Raw genomic sequence first — 15861 nt, 5'->3', positions numbered from 1 at the left:
TGACCGGGCTCAACGCCTGAAGGTCTTCACAGACGAAGGGGCGGCGGTTGCATTGGCAACCGTCGCCCCTTCGGCGTATGGCAGACCGGGTCAGATGCTGGCCGATACCTCGAACACGAATTCGACCTCGACGGCACTGTTTCGGGGGAGTTCGGCCACACCGATCGCAGAGCGGGCATGTTGTCCGGCCGTACCGAAGATCTCGGCCAACAGGTCGGATGCGCCGTTGATCACCTGGGGCTGCTGCGAGAATCCTGATCCCGAAGCGACAAATCCAACGACTTTGACGACGCGAACGATGCGGTCGAGCCCGACCAATGCATCGACGGCTGCGAGTCCGTTCAGAGTGCACAACCGCGCCGCCTGGGCTGCGTCTTCGACGGAGACGCCTTCGCCCAACTTGCCGATGCACGTCGTGGTGCCGTCGACGAGAGGCAATTGCCCCGACGTGTAAACGTATGACCCCGTCTGAACGGCAGGGAGATAAGAACCTGCGGGGGCGGCGACCGGCGGGAGGGTCAGGTCGAGCGCGGCGAGTCGTGCGGTCCAGGTACTTGCGTCGTTCATCGGTTCCTCAATGGGGTCTTTTGTCCGGGAATGGTGTTCGAGTCTGTCATCGGCGGTGTCTGCGAGTCCAAGTCGTATTTGCGCGCACCCCATCACTTTTGGTGATACTCGCTGTCGTCGGATTCAAAATGGTGTTCGATTCGGCCACCTATGCTTTGTTGTATGTCGTCAATTCGCAACATCTCGCTGGGGCTACCTGTCCGTTCCGGTCACGTACTCATGCTCGACGGCACGGACTCTGTCACGGGGGAGAACTTCCATCGATTGATCGGTGGCGGTATCGAGTTCGGTGAGACGGCCGAGGCGGCGCTGCGACGCGAGTTCGCGGAGGAACTCGGCGTCACGTTGGGGAGCGTCGAGTTGCTCGAGGTCGTCGAGAACATCTTCGAGTTCGAGGGGCGACTTGGGCATGAGATTGTCCATGTCTTTGCAGTCGACTCGGCTGACATCGATGCGATTCCGCTCGACGTACAACTCCGAGTCCTCGACGAAGGTAGTCCAGTCCACTGGGTACTGACAGGTGGGTCCGACCGCCCCATCTACCCGGCCGGAGTCGCCCGCATTATCGACGCCCTGATTCAGTAGTGGAATCCGTTGCCGAAACAAGAGTGGCTGCACATGTTGCTCCGCAACAATTTTCGGTCAATCGGGATTCTTCGGACTGATTTCCGGAAACCATAGAGATTCGAACAGAGTTTCGAATATGGTTGAGGAATGTTCGATGACGGAGTAGGAAGTTCAGGTACCGCAGCGCAGCTGCCCGGTGCCGAATCCGACTGCGCCCTCATCGATCTCATCGCCGACCTGCATGCGCGTGAATCGATGCTCGTGGAACGGAAACTCGCCGCCATTGCCGAGTTCTTCGAGCGTCGCAGCGCTGACCACTCCGATGCCGGCGCGTGGTCGTCCACCGCTCACGAACTGGCTGAGGCAGAGCTCGGCGCGGCGTTGACCATGGGTCGTGCCGCGGCGGGAAAGTTGATCGGTCTCGGCTTTTCTCTCAAGACTCGCCTCCATCGCACGCGTGCCGCTATGGCGCGTGGAGAACTCGATCTCTATCGAGTGGGCTTGATCGACTCCGCAACGGCCAACGTCGCCGACGATGTGATCGACGAGGTGGAACGGCAACTCCTCGAGAAGATTTCGGCCCCACCGATTCCCGGCGGTACGGGCCTGACCGGTCGCCGATTGACAGCGGCTATCGACCGGATCGTCGCCGTGGTGGATCCCGAGGGAATGAGGGAACGTCGACGCCGCGCCCTGGCCGATCGGTTCGTGGGTGTGAGCGCTGCCGAGGACGGAATGGCCCGGATCTTGGGGAGTATTCCGGCGGAGAACGCACGGGCTTTCGACGGTCGGTTGCGGGAGTTGGCACTGTCGGTGTGTCGACATGATTCCCGTAAGTACGAGCAGCGACGAGCCGACGCATTGGGGGCATTGGTAGCAGGGTCGACGATTCTGCCGTGTGATTGCGGCCGGGCCGACTGCCCACAAGATCGAAGCGGGATTGTTGTGGTGCGTCGGCCGTTGGTTCATGTGGTCGTGCTTGAGTCCGCGCTTCAAGGTGGTGAAGCACCAGGCGCAGACGAACCCGCTCACCTCGACGGGTACGGAGTGATCAGTGCGGAGCATGCGCGTGACATCGCCGGGGGTGCGGTGATTCGGAAGGTGAAGGTTCCAGCCGACGCGGAGCGTGAGTCTGCCGGTGCGAGCGAGCAAGCACCTTCGCCCGTAACCCCTTCGGCGTTCGTGTACCGCCCGGGCGCTGTCCTCGACACCTGGTTGCGGGTGATCGCAGGAAGCTGCCAGTGGTTGCACTGCGATGTCGCGGCATGGAATTCAGATCTCGATCACACTGAACCTTTTGATCATCGCGATCCCACTCGTGGTGGAAAGACCGTGGCGTCGAATATGAACGCTTACTGTCGAAACCATCACCGCCTCAAGCATTCCGGTCAGTGGATGCACACCTCGAACCCGGACCGCAGCGCCATGCTGACCTCGCCGACCGGGCATTGCTACCGAACGAGGCCGTCAGGTCTGCTGGCGGGAATGCTCGAGCCAGTACCGCCCGAGGGCGGTCGGCGTCGGCGCACACGTCTGGAAAACAAGGCTGCGCGCGTCAAAGGTGAACGCCGGCGGCAGCGGTTACGAATGCATCTGCGAATGAAGACGAAGGCCCGGAGGAGGACCTTCGACGGCGGAGAGGATCCACCCCCATTCTGAGTAGGTCGGCGTGTGACTCCTTGATTTTGGATGCCCACTTTGGTGGCCGGGGGTGCGTCAGGCATTGTGTGAAGGTCGGTAGACGTCGGTACACGGGAAGATGTGGAGCATCGATGGCGAGGATCGAAGAAATTCTGGAGTTGGAACGCCTCGAGCGGGACATCTTTCGAGGAATCATCGCGGAGACCACCCTGACCCGCACTTTCGGTGGCCAGGTCGCCGGCCAGGCATTGGTATCGGCGGTACGCACGGTCGATCCGGCCTACTCGGTACATTCGCTGCACGGGTACTTCCTGCGTCCGGGCAATCCGATGGAACCGACGGTCTTTCTGGTGGATCGAGTTCGAGACGGTCGATCGTTCGCGACCCGACTCGTCACCGGAATCCAAGACGGACAAGCCATTTTCACGATGTCGGCGTCCTTCCACGTCCAGGACGAAGGCATCGAGCACCAGGACGAGATGCCACCGGTCCCCGACCCCGAGACCTTGGCCATCGCCCAGGATTCGGAAGACCCCGAAACTGCGTGGTTGGCGCGCGAGTGGTCCGACTGGGACCTGCGAATGGTGCCGAAGGCCGACATCAACAAACGTCCGGGCGCTGCCGCGCAGCAGCAAGTATGGTTCCGTTCCCGCGAGGCTCTCCCGGACGACCCGGTATTTCACGTGTGCACGCTTGCGTACATGAGCGACATGACGCTGCTCGGATCTTCCCGCGGCCCTCACATGGACGTCGCCATGCAAAGCGCGTCGCTCGATCACGCCATGTGGTTCCTGCGTCCGTTCCGGGCCGACGAGTGGCTGTTGTACGACCAGACGTCGCCGTCAGCGGGCTTCGGTCGCGCACTGACGCAGGGACGAATCTTCGACAGCCGAGGAAATATGGTTGCTGCAGTCGTCCAGGAAGGCCTGACCAGGCTCTATCGGCCGAAGTGACGTCGCCTGAAGTGAGGCCCATCGCAGTGAGACCCTTCAGGGGCGAGACCGCACCGCAGGCCGAGCCGGATGGTCGTACCTGACCTCGAAATCGACCTCCTCGGACACCTCTGATCGGTGTTCGAGAAGTGCGTCGACGGTCCACAGATCCGCCTCCGGCGTGTGCCGCCGCATGGCAGCCTCGCTCATGTCCAGGCGGACGCTGACGTCGAACTCCAGCCCACGCCCGAGCAACATCGGACCGGCGATCACGATGACCGCGCGCTCATGGACGGGGACCCGGATCGAGCGAGCCGATCGATCGGTGGGTTCGTCCCAGAGTTTCGGCAACAGCGTTCGTTTGGTGCGGGCCGCGGTGATCACTTCGCGATCGAGTGCCGGATAGTCGAACCAGATGGTGCGGTAACTCAACCCATCCTCGTGGCCGAACTCGTATCGCAGCGAGGCCGGTCGCACGTAGTCGTGCAGTGACACAACAGCACTCGGTCTGTTGTGGGACTCGACGGCGGCGCTGACCAGTTCCGCGAGCCGAGACGGCTGCGCACAATCAGGTCCGTCGATCGCTACTAGCGCCACCGACGGAAGGGATCCGCTCAGCCTTGCAATCTGCTCGGCCAGGGCGAGGGGAGTGGACGGGATGAATGTACTCACGCCCACCATGGTGCCGTGCCCGCTCGCCGAGGCGATATTGTGAACCGTCATCGCGCCCAGTGTGGCGGTCTATGTTTTCGGAGGACTCATGGTTGGTATCGAGGAGATCCTCGCGCTCGAACACCTGGAGAAGGACATCTTCCGTGGTGCAGTCCATCCCACCGCCCTTCAGCGGACGTTCGGCGGGCAGGTTGCCGGGCAGTCGTTGGTTTCTGCCGTGAGCACCGTTGACGAGAGCTACCACGTGCACTCGTTGCACGGATACTTCCTGCGTCCGGGCAACCCCAAGATTCCGACGGTCTACCTGGTGGACCGCATCCGCGACGGACGCTCGTTCTGCACCCGCCGGGTGAACGCAGTCCAGGACGGCAAGACGATCTTCACGATGTCGGCCTCGTTCCACGTCGACGACGAAGGTATCGAGCACCAGGATCGGATGCCCTCCGTCCCGGCGCCGGAGGACTTGCCGGACGCCCAGACTGTTCCCAAATTGGCTGAATCGCAGTTCTACCAGGAGTGGAAGAACTGGGACATCAGAATTGTGCCCGCTGAGCAGAGCGCGTCAGCGCCGGATCTCGCCGCGCAACAACGCGTGTGGATGCGCTACCGCGAGGCTCTGCCGGATCGTCCGCTGCTGCACATCTGCACGCTTGCGTACCTCAGTGACATGACCCTGCTCGGAACTTCGAAAGTCCCGCACCGGGGCGTGAAGACGCAGACTGCTTCGCTCGATCATGCGATGTGGTTCCTGCGTCCGTTCCGGGCGGACGAGTGGTTGCTCTACGACCAGACGTCACCGTCGGCAGGTTTCGGTCGCGCGCTCACTCAGGGGCGTATCTACGATCGCGATGGCAACATGGTGGCAGCGGTGGTTCAGGAGGGTTTGACGCGTCTGGAACGCGAACCCGACAGCCATGAGAGCAAGAACAGCCGTGAGAACAAGACAGGAACTGTGTGATGACGCGTCCTTTGATCGGTGTACTCGCTCTCCAGGGTGATGTTCGCGAGCACCTTGCCGCACTTGATGATTCGGGTGCCGATGCCGTGGGTGTCCGTCGGCCGAAGGAGTTGGACAAGGTAGACGGAATCGTGATTCCGGGTGGCGAATCCACCACCATGAGCCGGCTTCTGCAGGTGTTCGAACTGTTGGAACCGCTTCGTGAGCGACTCCGCGGCGGGCTGCCGGCCTACGGTTCGTGTGCCGGCATGATTCTGCTCGCCAGCGAGGTACTCGACACCCGGCCGGACGCCGAACATCTCGGCGCCATCGACATGACGGTGCGCCGCAACGCTTTCGGCAGGCAGGTCGATTCTTTCGAGTCCGACCTGGAGTTCGAGGGCATCATCGGTGATCCCATCCGCGCCGTCTTCATCCGCGCCCCGTGGGTGGAGCGAGTCGGTCCGGGCGTTCAGGTCCTTGCGCAGGTTCCCGCCGCTGCGGGGGAGGCCGCGGGCCGGATCGTCGCGGTTCGGCAGGGCTCGGTGATCGCCACGTCATTCCATCCCGAGGTGACCGGTGACCGTCGGGTGCACGAGATGTTCGTCGATCTGGTGCGCGGATAACGACGCACACTCAGCCTCGGCCGAACCTACAGCTCCAGTTCGCGGGCAAGGATCGCCGCCTGGACGCGTGAGGTGAGGTGCAACTTCGACAGAACTCGCGACACATGCGACTTCACCGTCGGAGCACCGACACCGAGTTCCCGCGACAGTTCGGCATTCGACAGACCGGTCCCCAGCAGCGCGAGCACCTCACGTTCACGGTCGGTGAGCTCGCTCAATCCCATCGGTTCGGTGGGTTTGGGTGCACGCTGGACGAACTCGCCGATCAGTGCACGCGCCGCGCGAGGAGCGAGCACTGCATCTCCGGCTGCGACATTTCGGATAGCGCTGGTCAGCTCGTCCGCGGTCGCAGTCTTGAGCAGGAATCCCGACGCACCAGCGCGCAGGGCCGCGAAGACGTATTCGTCGAGATCGAAGGTGGTCAACACCAGTACGTGGCTTCGGGTAGTGCCGACGATCTGACGTGTCGCTTCGATGCCGTCGGTGCCCGGCATCCGGATGTCCATCAGCACGACGTCGGGTTGGTGCGTGCGAGTGACGGTGATCGCCGACGCTCCGTCACCGGCCTCCGCGACGACATCGATGTCGTCGTGCTGCCGCAGGATCAGCGACAGGCCGGAACGGATCGCGGCGTGGTCGTCGACCAGAGCGACGGTGATCACCGATCCGTTCCGCTCGGTGCGGGGACTGGTAGCTGCGCGCATACCGTCCATTCTCCGTCGACCGGAAGTGCGTCGAGTGAACCGCCCAGCAGCTCGGCGCGGTGACGCATGTTTGCAAGTCCGTGCGTTCCTACCCGCGGATTGGATGTGCCGCGACCGACGGGGTTTCGGATCTCGATCTGTAATACATTGTGCTGGAGAGAGATCGACATCGAGATCGGCGCTCCAGGCGCATGCTTGAGTGCATTGGTCAACGCCTCCTGGGTGATCCGATACGCCGTGTGATCGACGACGCTCGGCAGGTCGGCAGCATCGATGTCGATCGCAACGTGCACGGCTGCGCCGGCTGCCCGAACTGCGTCCAGGACGACGGGCAACTCGGTCAGCCTCGGGGGAGAGGAACGCGGGTCCGGGGTCTCGTCGTCCCCGGCGTGGAGCAGTTCGATCATCGACCGCATCTCGGAAAGGCCCGCGAGACTGCTCGATCTGATCGCCCCGATCATCTCCCGCAAGCCAGTTTGTCGTTCAGCGTCGGGTTCGCCCCGTTCAGCGGAGAGGGCTGCGGTGGAGAGTGCGGCCTCCGAGTGGATTGCGATGGCGGAGAGGTGGCTCGCGATCACGTCGTGCAGATCGCGCGCCATGGTCGCGCGTTCGTGAGCGACCGCGGCCTCGCGGTCCAGAACGGCGAGTGCTTCGTGGACTCGGGAACGCTCACGTTCGGCCTCGGTCAGTTCGACCTGTCGACGGATGACCAGTGCCCACCACACCGGCGTACCGAAGAACAGAGCGGTCACGACGCCTGCTCCGGCTGCAGCGCGGACGTCCTGGGTGGACAGGTAAACGAGGGCGGCGAGTGCGGCAACCGTCACCGCGGTCAGAGAACACACCACGCGGCCCAGCCGAGCCGTCCCGTACAGAACTGCGGCGTAGGTGAGATCCGAGAGAACCAGCCACATCGGCAGCGTGGGGCCAAGGGCGGCGTCGACCGCGACGATGACGGTCCCCGCCGCCAGGGCCGTGGCCGGGCGCACCCGCCGGAACGAGTCGATTGCACACAGCAGAGCCAGCATCCCGATCCGGACTCCGACGGGGACGTCGGCGACAGCTCCGACATCGGTCCACATTTCGTACAAGCCGACGAGGTAGAGGAGCGCCCCGATCGCGAACAAGCCGAAGGCGATGAGCGGACCGTTCCACTTGCCGACACTCCGACTTCTGGTCACCACAGACTTATCAGAGCACATCGGGGCGCTCGACTTGTCATACCAAATGATGAGGTCGGTGTTGTTCCGATGACTGATGTGCGGATTCGAGAGTGAAGACACGCTGGAGGCATGAAAATTCGATTCGAGTTGATGATCGGCATTCTCTTGGTCGTCGGTGGTGGCTGCCTGTGGCTGTTCGCGCGTGACGCCGAGTTCTTCTGGTTTCGCGGCGGGCCACTCGGCGTGATTCTCGCGATCATCGGTGCTTTCGACATCGTGAATGCAGTCCGAACGAGGGAGACGGCGATACCCGAGCGACGAAACGACTGACGTGGAACTCGTCCTACTCGCGACCCTGGGTGGACTCGCCCTGCTGGACAGTACGAGCATCGGAACGTTGGTCGTCCCGGTCTGGATGTTGTTGATGCCGGGACGACCGCACGTTCGCAGGCTGCTGATCTATCTGGTGGTCATCACGACGTTCTATTTTGTTGTCGGGGTGGCAGTCTGGACGACGGCACGGGCAGGCATGCCTGTCGTCGCCCCGCTGCTCGAAACCCCCGCAGCCCGCGGTGTGCAGTTGATTCTCGGTATCACGTTGTTCGCGTGGAGCTTTCGATTCGATTCCGAGAAGAGGCGCACATCCGGTCAGGCCGATCGAACTCATGTTTGGCGAGAGCGGGTGCTGGGCTCGGCGAGTTCCGCGAGAAGTGTTGTACTTCTGGCGATTGCTGCCGGAACCGCCGAATTGGTGACGATGCTGCCTTACTTGGCGGCAATCGCGATGATCACCGCTGCTGGGTTGTCCGCAGTCACGTCTGCGTCGATACTTGCCGGTTACTGTCTGATCATGGCCGCGCCAGCGGTTCTTCTTCTGTTCGGGCGGGTCGTGGCCGGCCACCGCCTCGACAAGCCGCTGCGCCGAGTGGATTCGTTCATCTCTCACCACGGCGACAGCGCAATGGGTTGGGTGTTCGGCATTGCCGGCTTCTACCTCGCCGGCAATGCCGCTGCCGTGTTGTTCGTGAATTGACGTCGTTCGTGAATCAACCAGCCTGAACCAGCGAATTGATCAGTTTCACACCGTCTTCCGGGTGATCGACGGTCACGGCGAACAGTCGTCCGTTCTCGAGAGTGACCACGATGGCCTCACCCGAGCGGAGCGTGACGGCTGTTCCACGAGGTGTGATCCGGTAACCCCATCCACCCCATTCGGCTGGACGTATCGCGTCGACCGACGCGGACTTCACCTTCGAAATGGGGATCTTCTTCCATCGAACGCCCCAGGAACTGATGCCGACACCGTGACGGTCGACGCGCACGGTGACCGACGCGAATGCTGTGACGGCGAGGGTGGATACACCCAGGATCACGGCAACCCACCAATCCGAGTACGCGGCAGTCGCGATGACGAGAACTACGAGGCCGGCGGTAGCGATCCACGGCCAGACGCTGCGGACCTGCCCGACCCACACTGCACGTTCGGAGGACGTCAGCGGAGTGTCGAGCGTCGGAGTCGGCAGGGGCGACTTCGGGCCGTTTCGTTGCTGGTCAGGCAGCGCGTATGCCAGAACTCCCACGAGTACCGCCGCGATCGGCGCAAGAATCCACCAGCCGATACGTGCGTCTTCCGGCGTTCCGGCATCGATAGTCAGGGCAACGCTCAGAATCCAGATCGTCGCCAGCGTTGCACTCGAGATCGAGGTGACGGCGAGAAACAGGGGGGCGTTGTCACTCGAACGGGCCGCGACAACACACGCGATAACGACTGCCACCAGTGATATCGCCAGCGCGATGGAGAAAAAGGTCGTCGTGGTGCTGAACCCGTCCGGGTTCGATCCGGACCAATGGCTCGCGACGGTTTCGGGTAGGCGGTCACCCCACGCGAAGTGTGCGAGAACCAGGATCAGGGTCGGGATCAGAGTCAGCGAAGCTGCTGTCCAGAGTCGGATATTGCTGGTCGTCATTGTGTGCTGGTCTCCTTGATGAGGTCGAGCATGTGCGCGGTGTCGAGTCCGAGATTTCGCGCTTGCCGTACGAACTCGCGCGCAGATTCGTTGAGAGCTGTTCTTCCCGAGTCGAATTCGGCGCGAATGACGGCGCCACGTCCGCGTCGGAGATCGAGCAGGCCTTCGTCGCGCAGTGTTGCGTACGCACGAAGAACCGTGTGGAGATTGACGTCGATCGACTCGGCAAGGGCGCGAGCGGACGGCAGGCGGTCACCTGGACCGATCTCACCGCGGATGACCGAGCCACGAACCCCGGCTGCAATCTGCTCCGCGAGTGGAGTTGTGGAGGCGTGATCTATTCGGACCAACATGTTTGCATTCTATGCAAACAATGCGAGGTTTGACTAATTCGTGTCGGGGGATGCAGCGAGTTGTGACGTGGGACGGGTAACATCGGCAGAGCTGAAAGACGCGCATTCGGCGTGCGCAACGCAGCAGGAAAGGGGCTTGAATCGCATGAGCGGCCACTCAAAATGGGCCACCACCAAGCACAAGAAGGCTGTGATCGACGCACGTCGTGGCAAATCCTTCGCGAAGCTGATCAAGAACATCGAGGTGGCGGCACGAACCGGCGGTGGCGATCCCACGGGCAACCCCACCTTGTACGACGCCATCCAGAAGGCGAAGAAGACGTCAGTTCCCAATGACAACATCGAGCGTGCGCGTAAGCGCGGCGCCGGTGAAGAAGCGGGCGGCGCAGACTGGCAGACCATCATGTACGAGGGTTACGGACCCAACGGCGTCGCCGTTCTGATCGAGTGCCTCACTGACAACCGCAACCGCGCAGCCGGTGAAGTTCGCACCGCGATGACCCGCAACGGTGGAAACCTCGCAGACCCGGGTTCGGTGTCCTACCTGTTCGCTCGCAAGGGTGTCGTCACGCTCGAGAAGAACGGCCAGTCGGAGGACGACGTCCTGATGGCTGTGCTCGACGCCGGCGCCGAAGAGGTCACCGATCTCGGTGAAACCTTCGAAATCGTCAGTGAGCCACAGGATCTGGTTGCAGTGCGTTCGGCGCTGCAGGAAGCCGGTATCGACTACGACTCAGCCGAAGCTGATTTCCGCGCTTCCGTCGAGGTTCCCCTGGATGTCGACGGCGCACGCAAGATCTTCAAGCTCGTCGACGCGCTCGAGGACTCCGACGACGTGCAGAACGTCTACACCAACATCGATCTGTCCGACGAGGTTCTCGCGGCTCTCGAAGACTGATTGCTTTTCAACTCAACCCGGCCCTGACGTCCGCGTCTGGGCCGGGTTGCGTGTTGATGCGGGGCAGTAGTACCGCACACCGCTAAGCTATCGAACAGCTGTTCGGTATGGAGAGGTGTGACAAAGTGCGCGTGCTCGGAGTGGACCCAGGGCTGACTCGCTGCGGGTTGGGCGTGGTCGACGGGAGCAACGGCAGGAAAGTGCGCCCGATTGCAGTCGACGTGGTGCGGACCCCGGCAGAGATGGACCTCGGTTCTCGGCTCCTGCGGATTTCCGATGCGGCCGAACTGTGGATCGAGCAGTACAAGCCCGAGGTGGTTGCGATCGAGCGAGTGTTCGCGCAGCACAACGTCAGTACCGCGATGGGAACGGCGCAAGCGGGCGGTGTTGTGGCACTCGCGGCAGCCAGGCGCGGAATCCCGGTGTGTTTCCACACGCCCAGTGAGGTGAAGGCTGCCGTCACCGGTAGCGGTAACGCAGACAAGGCGCAGGTCACCGCGATGGTGACTCGAATCCTGAATTTGAAGACTGCGCCGAAACCTGCTGATGCCGCCGACGCGCTGGCGCTGGCGATCTGTCACTGCTGGCGAGCTCCCATGATCGAGCGAATGGCCCGAGCCGAGGCGATGGCCGCTGAACAAATGCGTAAATATCAGGCAAAATTGGCCGAGACGAAGAAGGCAGGTTCACGATGATCGCGTCGGTACGCGGCGAGGTACTCGATATTGCGCTCGACCATGCGGTCATCGAAGCGTCGGGCGTCGGATATCGGGTCAATGCCACCCCGGTGACTCTCGGTGCGCTGCACCGGGGAAGCGAAGCGCGACTGTTCACGACGATGATCGTTCGCGAAGACTCGATGACGCTGTACGGTTTTTCCGATACCGAGTCGAAGGATCTGTTCAGCCTTTTGCAAACGGTCTCGGGTGTCGGGCCGCGCCTGGCGATGGCAACTCTCGCAGTTCTCGAACCCGACGCATTGCGGCGGGCACTTTCGGAAGGCAACCTGACGGCGTTGACGAGGGTCCCCGGTATCGGAAAACGCGGCGCTGAGCGCATGGTCGTCGAATTGCGCGACAAGGTGGACGCGGTCGCGACGACGGCCGGCGCGGCTTCCGGTGTGGTCGCCGGCAGTTCGATCCGCGATCAGATCGTCGAGGCTCTGGAAGGTCTGGGCTTCCCGATCAAGCAGGCCGAGCAGGCCACGGACTCGGTTCTGGCGGAATCACCCGAGGCCACCACGTCGGTCGCGCTGCGTTCTGCCCTGTCGTTGCTCGGTAAGACTCGATGAACTTCGACCCGATCGACGATTTCGAGGACGAGTCGCAGGTCTCCGCCGAATTGGTGGCAGGGGACGGCGACGTCGAAGCGAGTTTGCGTCCCAAGAGTCTCGACGACTTCATCGGGCAACCTCGTGTTCGTGAGCAATTGCAGTTGGTGCTCACCGGTGCAAAACTTCGTGGCAGCACGCCTGATCACATCCTGATGTCCGGTCCGCCCGGGCTGGGTAAGACGTCGATGGCGATGATCATCGCGGGGGAGTTGGGCTCTTCACTGCGGCTGACGTCCGGGCCCGCACTCGAACGCGCTGGAGACTTGGCCGCGATGCTGAGCAATCTCGTCGAAGGCGACGTGTTGTTCATCGACGAGATTCACCGTATCGCGCGTCCGGCGGAGGAGATGTTGTACCTGGCGATGGAGGACTTCCGTGTCGACGTCGTCGTCGGCAAGGGGCCGGGTGCCACGTCGATTCCACTGGAGGTTGCACCGTTCACGCTGGTCGGTGCGACTACCCGATCCGGTGCGCTGACCGGTCCGTTGCGCGATCGTTTCGGATTCACCGCGCACATGGATTTCTACGAACCCGAAGAGCTGCAACAGATTCTGATGAGATCGGCCGGAATTCTGGGCGTCAATCTCGAAGTTGACGCCGGGGCCGAAATCGCGCGACGCTCGCGCGGGACGCCGCGTATCGCGAACCGCTTGCTGCGCCGGGTTCGTGACTTCGCCGAGGTCCGCGCCGACGGAATCGTCACCATGGACGTCGCTCAGGCAGCCTTGGCCGTCTACGACGTGGACCAGTTGGGCTTGGATCGTCTCGACCGATCCGTTCTGAGTGCGTTGGTGCGGTCGTTCGGCGGCGGGCCTGTCGGCGTGTCGACGCTTGCGGTGGCCGTCGGCGAGGAACCGTCGACGGTGGAAGAAGTGTGCGAGCCGTTCCTGGTCCGTGCCGGGATGATCGCCCGGACGCCGCGAGGACGTGTGGCTACCGCCGCTGCCTGGACGCAACTCGGAATGACACCGCCGCCGGATGCCGCAGCGGGCGGTATCGAGGTTCGTGTCAACGAACCGCAGGCCACCTTGTTCGATCCGAACGGAGAGTGAATTTCGACTGGAAATGCCTACTTGAACTGTCGATCTGTCAGGAATCCTCAGCAACTAATGGCACACTGGTGTATTGCGTAGGTCCATCCGGGACCATCGCGGCGTAAAACGTGCAACACAACCGAGGTTGATCAACACATGTCGAGTTTGCTTTTCCCACTCTTGATCCTCGCACTGCTGGTGCCCATGTTCTTGGGCATGCGCAAGCAGAAGAAGGCTTTGGCTGCCACTTCCGAGATGCAGGACTCGCTGCAGGTCGGCGATCGAGTGCAGACCACGGCCGGGCTCTATGCCACGATTGCTTCTCTGGACGACGACACCGTGGACCTCGAGATCGCCGACGGCGTCATCACCACCTGGTCGCGTCTGGTCATCCGTGAGCGCGTGGTCGAGACGACCGAGACCGACGAGTACGACGACGACTCGATTTCGGAGATCGAAGAGTCTGCTGCCGACACCGAAATCCGGCTCACCAAGGAGTCCTGACTTCGTCGACCTGGTACGTGTTCTAGAGTTGTGAACTCGGACACACGTCCAGGTCAGTTTGTCCGTGGTAGTTCTTTCGTGAGAATGGTTCTTTCGTCAGAGCCGTTCTTTGACCAGCAGCTCAGTTCATCCCGTTGATCAATCGTTGCAGTTCGAACGCCGCAGCTCGGGTGGTTGTCGACCGCCCGAGCCCTGCATTTACTGAAGCTCTGCACCTACTGAGGAGACTTAAAGATCGTGGCACCTTCCACCGGAACGGTGCATCCGGTCCGCTACCTGGCCCTTTTCGGGGTCCTGGTGGTGGCACTGTATGCCCTGGTGTTCTTCACTGGCGACAAGTCGACTACGCCGAAGCTCGGTATCGACCTGCAGGGTGGAACGCGCGTCACGTTGACCGCTCGTACCCCGGACGGCAGCGCTCCCAGTCAGGACAGTCTGAAGCAGGCTCAGGAAATCATCGAGACCCGCGTCAACGGTCTCGGCGTTTCCGGCTCCGAGGTCGTCGTCGACGGTGACAACCTCGTCATCACCGTTCCCGGCGACGACAGTGCGCAGGCTCGCTCGCTCGGCCAGACCGCCCGTCTGTACATCCGCCCGGTGACGGGTTCGATCGATGTCGCCACCCGTGACGCGAATCGGACAGCTACGCCCGAGGCGCCGGCGACCGAAACTCCGGCCACCGATGCTCCGGCTCCCGAAGCGCCCGCTGACGGGACCCAGACTCCGCAGAACCGTCCGTTCCTGGCTCAGGACCCGACTACCCCGGAGGTCACCCCGGCGCCGGAGACGACAACGCCGGCTCCCACCGGAGACGCGCCGAGCGACGGCACCGACGAAGGCGACGCAGCAGCAGCGGAAATCGCCGCAGCGCGCGCCCTTCGACAGAGCACCGACCAAACCGTGCAGCAGCAGGCACTGGCCAACCTCGACTGCTCGGTTGCAGATCCACTTCGTGGCAACGACGACCCGACCCTGCCGCTGGTCGCATGCTCGCAAGACGGACTGAACATCTACCTTCTCGGCCCCTCGATCATCGACGGCCAGGAGATTGCCGACGCGTCGTCGGTCTTCAACTCGCAGCAGTCGCGCCACGAGATCAGCCTCTCGTTCAAGACGACCGGCAGCAACACCTGGGCCGAGTTCACCTCAGCCAACATCGGCAAGCAGGCAGCGTTCACCCTCGACTCGAAGGTCGTCAGCGCTCCCACGATTCAAGGCGCAACGCCTGCGGGCAGTGCCACTTCGATCACCGGCAGCTTCACTGCAGAAAGCGCGAAGGAGCTGGCCAACACACTGAAGTACGGTTCGCTTCCGCTGTCGTTCGCAGCCTCTGAGGCGGAGACGGTCTCGGCCACGCTCGGCCTGGCATCACTGCAGGCGGCGTTGATCGCCGGAGCAGTCGGTCTCGTACTCGTGCTGCTGTACTGCCTCGTCTACTACCGCATGCTCGGCGTCCTGACGGCGTTGTCGCTGATTCTGTCCGGAGTCATGGTCTACGCGATCATGGTTCTGCTCGGTCGATACATCGGCTTCACGCTCGACTTGGCCGGCATGGCCGGTCTGATCATCGGTATCGGTATGACCGCCGACTCCTTCGTCGTGTTCTTCGAACGCATCAAGGACGAAATGCGTGAGGGTCGTAGCTTCCGCTCGGCGGTGCCACGCGGTTGGGCGCGAGCGCGCCGAACCATTCTTTCCGGCAACGCGGTGAGCTTCATCGCCGCTGCAGTTCTGTACGTACTGGCGGTCGGACAGGTGCGAGGATTCGCCTTCACCTTGGGTCTGACCACCATCCTCGACGTGATTGTCGTGTTCCTCGTGACGTGGCCACTGGTCAGCATGGCGTCCCGTTCGGCGTTCTGGTCCAAGCCCAGCGTCAACGGTCTCGGCGCAGTGCAAGAGGTTGCCCGCGAACGTAAGGTTGCCGCCGCTGCGTCGGCTAAGGAGACACGAGCATGAGCGA

General features: G+C 62.5%; 19 protein-coding genes. 13 read left to right on the top strand and 6 right to left on the bottom strand.

Annotated features, from left to right (window positions below; translation table 11 throughout):
• Positions 1–90: 90 nt before the first annotated feature.
• Positions 91–567, bottom strand: coding sequence for a RidA family protein (locus DBV08_RS29070; RefSeq protein ID WP_124569699.1), 477 nt, complete (start codon positions 565–567; stop codon positions 91–93).
• Positions 568–729: 162 nt separating this feature from the next.
• Here DBV08_RS29070 and DBV08_RS29065 point away from each other — a divergent pair, with 162 nt between their 5' ends.
• From DBV08_RS29065 to DBV08_RS29055, 3 genes are all read left to right on the top strand, one after another.
• Complete coding sequence (locus DBV08_RS29065; protein WP_124569698.1) at positions 730–1152, top strand: NUDIX domain-containing protein; 423 nt, start codon at positions 730–732, stop codon at positions 1150–1152.
• A 129-nt stretch (positions 1153–1281) separates the two neighbouring features.
• Positions 1282–2793, top strand: a complete 1512-nt coding sequence (locus DBV08_RS29060) for an HNH endonuclease signature motif containing protein (protein ID WP_124569697.1) — start codon at positions 1282–1284, stop codon at positions 2791–2793.
• Between the two features lie 113 nt (positions 2794–2906).
• On the top strand, positions 2907–3728 hold the full coding sequence (locus tag DBV08_RS29055; RefSeq protein ID WP_019748291.1) for an acyl-CoA thioesterase II: 822 nt from the start codon (positions 2907–2909) through the stop codon (positions 3726–3728).
• A 36-nt stretch (positions 3729–3764) separates the two neighbouring features.
• Here DBV08_RS29055 and DBV08_RS29050 read toward each other — a convergent pair whose 3' ends face one another.
• Positions 3765–4430 carry a hypothetical protein gene (locus DBV08_RS29050; RefSeq protein ID WP_260395811.1) on the bottom strand — a complete coding sequence of 222 codons (666 nt, stop codon included), beginning with the start codon at positions 4428–4430 and terminating at the stop codon, positions 3765–3767.
• Positions 4431–4467: 37 nt separating this feature from the next.
• Here DBV08_RS29050 and tesB point away from each other — a divergent pair, with 37 nt between their 5' ends.
• The gene (gene tesB / locus DBV08_RS29045; protein ID WP_007732935.1) at positions 4468–5337 is read left to right on the top strand and encodes an acyl-CoA thioesterase II; all 870 of its coding nucleotides are present in this window, start codon (positions 4468–4470) and stop codon (positions 5335–5337) included.
• Positions 5337–5942: a pyridoxal 5'-phosphate synthase glutaminase subunit PdxT gene (gene pdxT, locus DBV08_RS29040; protein ID WP_124569696.1), complete on the top strand. Its 606-nt coding sequence runs from the start codon at positions 5337–5339 to the stop codon at positions 5940–5942. The genes tesB and pdxT overlap by 1 nt, the downstream gene beginning before the upstream one ends.
• A gap of 26 nt (positions 5943–5968) precedes the next feature.
• Here the strand turns inward: pdxT and DBV08_RS29035 are convergent, their stop codons facing one another.
• Both DBV08_RS29035 and DBV08_RS29030 read right to left on the bottom strand, forming a co-directional pair.
• Positions 5969–6646 carry a response regulator transcription factor gene (locus tag DBV08_RS29035; RefSeq protein WP_124569695.1) on the bottom strand — a complete coding sequence of 226 codons (678 nt, stop codon included), beginning with the start codon at positions 6644–6646 and terminating at the stop codon, positions 5969–5971.
• Complete coding sequence (locus DBV08_RS29030; RefSeq protein WP_260395810.1) at positions 6601–7827, bottom strand: sensor histidine kinase; 1227 nt, start codon at positions 7825–7827, stop codon at positions 6601–6603. The genes DBV08_RS29035 and DBV08_RS29030 overlap by 46 nt, the downstream gene beginning before the upstream one ends.
• Before the next feature lie 111 nt (positions 7828–7938).
• Here DBV08_RS29030 and DBV08_RS29025 point away from each other — a divergent pair, with 111 nt between their 5' ends.
• Together DBV08_RS29025 and DBV08_RS29020 are read left to right on the top strand one after the other, a co-directional pair.
• Positions 7939–8139, top strand: coding sequence for a hypothetical protein (locus DBV08_RS29025; RefSeq protein ID WP_003943331.1), 201 nt, complete (start codon positions 7939–7941; stop codon positions 8137–8139).
• Position 8140: 1 nt separating this feature from the next.
• Positions 8141–8842: a GAP family protein gene (locus tag DBV08_RS29020; protein ID WP_124569693.1), complete on the top strand. Its 702-nt coding sequence runs from the start codon at positions 8141–8143 to the stop codon at positions 8840–8842.
• 13 nt (positions 8843–8855) lie between these two features.
• Here the strand turns inward: DBV08_RS29020 and DBV08_RS29015 are convergent, their stop codons facing one another.
• Positions 8856–9776: a hypothetical protein gene (locus DBV08_RS29015; RefSeq protein WP_124569692.1), complete on the bottom strand. Its 921-nt coding sequence runs from the start codon at positions 9774–9776 to the stop codon at positions 8856–8858.
• The gene (locus DBV08_RS29010; protein ID WP_030536855.1) at positions 9773–10129 is read right to left on the bottom strand and encodes a GntR family transcriptional regulator; all 357 of its coding nucleotides are present in this window, start codon (positions 10127–10129) and stop codon (positions 9773–9775) included. The genes DBV08_RS29015 and DBV08_RS29010 overlap by 4 nt, the downstream gene beginning before the upstream one ends.
• Before the next feature lie 145 nt (positions 10130–10274).
• On the opposite strand from DBV08_RS29010, the gene DBV08_RS29005 reads away from it, so the two are divergent.
• From DBV08_RS29005 to secD, 6 genes are all read left to right on the top strand, one after another.
• Positions 10275–11027, top strand: a complete 753-nt coding sequence (locus tag DBV08_RS29005; protein ID WP_007732951.1) for a YebC/PmpR family DNA-binding transcriptional regulator — start codon at positions 10275–10277, stop codon at positions 11025–11027.
• A gap of 125 nt (positions 11028–11152) precedes the next feature.
• Positions 11153–11722, top strand: a complete 570-nt coding sequence (ruvC, locus tag DBV08_RS29000; protein WP_003943325.1) for a crossover junction endodeoxyribonuclease RuvC — start codon at positions 11153–11155, stop codon at positions 11720–11722.
• The gene (ruvA, locus tag DBV08_RS28995; RefSeq protein ID WP_003943318.1) at positions 11719–12318 is read left to right on the top strand and encodes a Holliday junction branch migration protein RuvA; all 600 of its coding nucleotides are present in this window, start codon (positions 11719–11721) and stop codon (positions 12316–12318) included. The genes ruvC and ruvA overlap by 4 nt, the downstream gene beginning before the upstream one ends.
• A complete protein-coding gene (gene ruvB / locus DBV08_RS28990; RefSeq protein WP_095973598.1) occupies positions 12315–13412 on the top strand; it encodes a Holliday junction branch migration DNA helicase RuvB in 1098 nt (365 codons plus the stop codon). Before ruvA ends, ruvB begins: the two co-directional genes overlap by 4 nt.
• A gap of 138 nt (positions 13413–13550) precedes the next feature.
• Positions 13551–13898: a preprotein translocase subunit YajC gene (gene yajC / locus DBV08_RS28985; RefSeq protein ID WP_003943339.1), complete on the top strand. Its 348-nt coding sequence runs from the start codon at positions 13551–13553 to the stop codon at positions 13896–13898.
• A gap of 237 nt (positions 13899–14135) precedes the next feature.
• Positions 14136–15857, top strand: coding sequence for a protein translocase subunit SecD (gene secD, locus DBV08_RS28980; protein WP_124569691.1), 1722 nt, complete (start codon positions 14136–14138; stop codon positions 15855–15857).
• Positions 15858–15861 lie beyond the last annotated feature (4 nt).

The sequence above is a fragment of the Rhodococcus sp. KBW08 genome (assembly GCF_003852455.1).
Lineage (GTDB): Bacteria > Actinomycetota > Actinomycetes > Mycobacteriales > Mycobacteriaceae > Rhodococcus_F > Rhodococcus_F baikonurensis.
Note: the sequence above shows the minus strand (reverse complement) of the source record. Positions and strands in the feature narration are given on the sequence as shown.

Bases quoted from the DNA above. Each gene is read 5' to 3' on its own strand.
- DBV08_RS29060 (WP_124569697.1), top strand. From the start codon at position 1,282: ATGTTCGATGACGGAGTAGGAAGTTCAGGTACCGCAGCGCAGCTGCCC.
- ruvA (WP_003943318.1), top strand. From the start codon at position 11,719: ATGATCGCGTCGGTACGCGGCGAGGTACTCGATATTGCGCTCGACCAT.
- DBV08_RS29050 (WP_260395811.1), bottom strand. From the start codon at position 4,430: ATGACGGTTCACAATATCGCCTCGGCGAGCGGGCACGGCACCATGGTG.
- DBV08_RS29015 (WP_124569692.1), bottom strand. From the start codon at position 9,776: ATGACGACCAGCAATATCCGACTCTGGACAGCAGCTTCGCTGACTCTG.
- DBV08_RS29055 (WP_019748291.1), top strand. From the start codon at position 2,907: ATGGCGAGGATCGAAGAAATTCTGGAGTTGGAACGCCTCGAGCGGGAC.
- DBV08_RS29010 (WP_030536855.1), bottom strand. From the start codon at position 10,129: ATGTTGGTCCGAATAGATCACGCCTCCACAACTCCACTCGCGGAGCAG.
- DBV08_RS29035 (WP_124569695.1), bottom strand. From the start codon at position 6,646: ATGCGCGCAGCTACCAGTCCCCGCACCGAGCGGAACGGATCGGTGATC.
- pdxT (WP_124569696.1), top strand. From the start codon at position 5,337: ATGACGCGTCCTTTGATCGGTGTACTCGCTCTCCAGGGTGATGTTCGC.
- ruvB (WP_095973598.1), top strand. From the start codon at position 12,315: ATGAACTTCGACCCGATCGACGATTTCGAGGACGAGTCGCAGGTCTCC.
- tesB (WP_007732935.1), top strand. From the start codon at position 4,468: ATGGTTGGTATCGAGGAGATCCTCGCGCTCGAACACCTGGAGAAGGAC.
- DBV08_RS29065 (WP_124569698.1), top strand. From the start codon at position 730: ATGTCGTCAATTCGCAACATCTCGCTGGGGCTACCTGTCCGTTCCGGT.
- DBV08_RS29025 (WP_003943331.1), top strand. From the start codon at position 7,939: ATGAAAATTCGATTCGAGTTGATGATCGGCATTCTCTTGGTCGTCGGT.
- DBV08_RS29005 (WP_007732951.1), top strand. From the start codon at position 10,275: ATGAGCGGCCACTCAAAATGGGCCACCACCAAGCACAAGAAGGCTGTG.
- DBV08_RS29070 (WP_124569699.1), bottom strand. From the start codon at position 567: ATGAACGACGCAAGTACCTGGACCGCACGACTCGCCGCGCTCGACCTG.
- yajC (WP_003943339.1), top strand. From the start codon at position 13,551: ATGTCGAGTTTGCTTTTCCCACTCTTGATCCTCGCACTGCTGGTGCCC.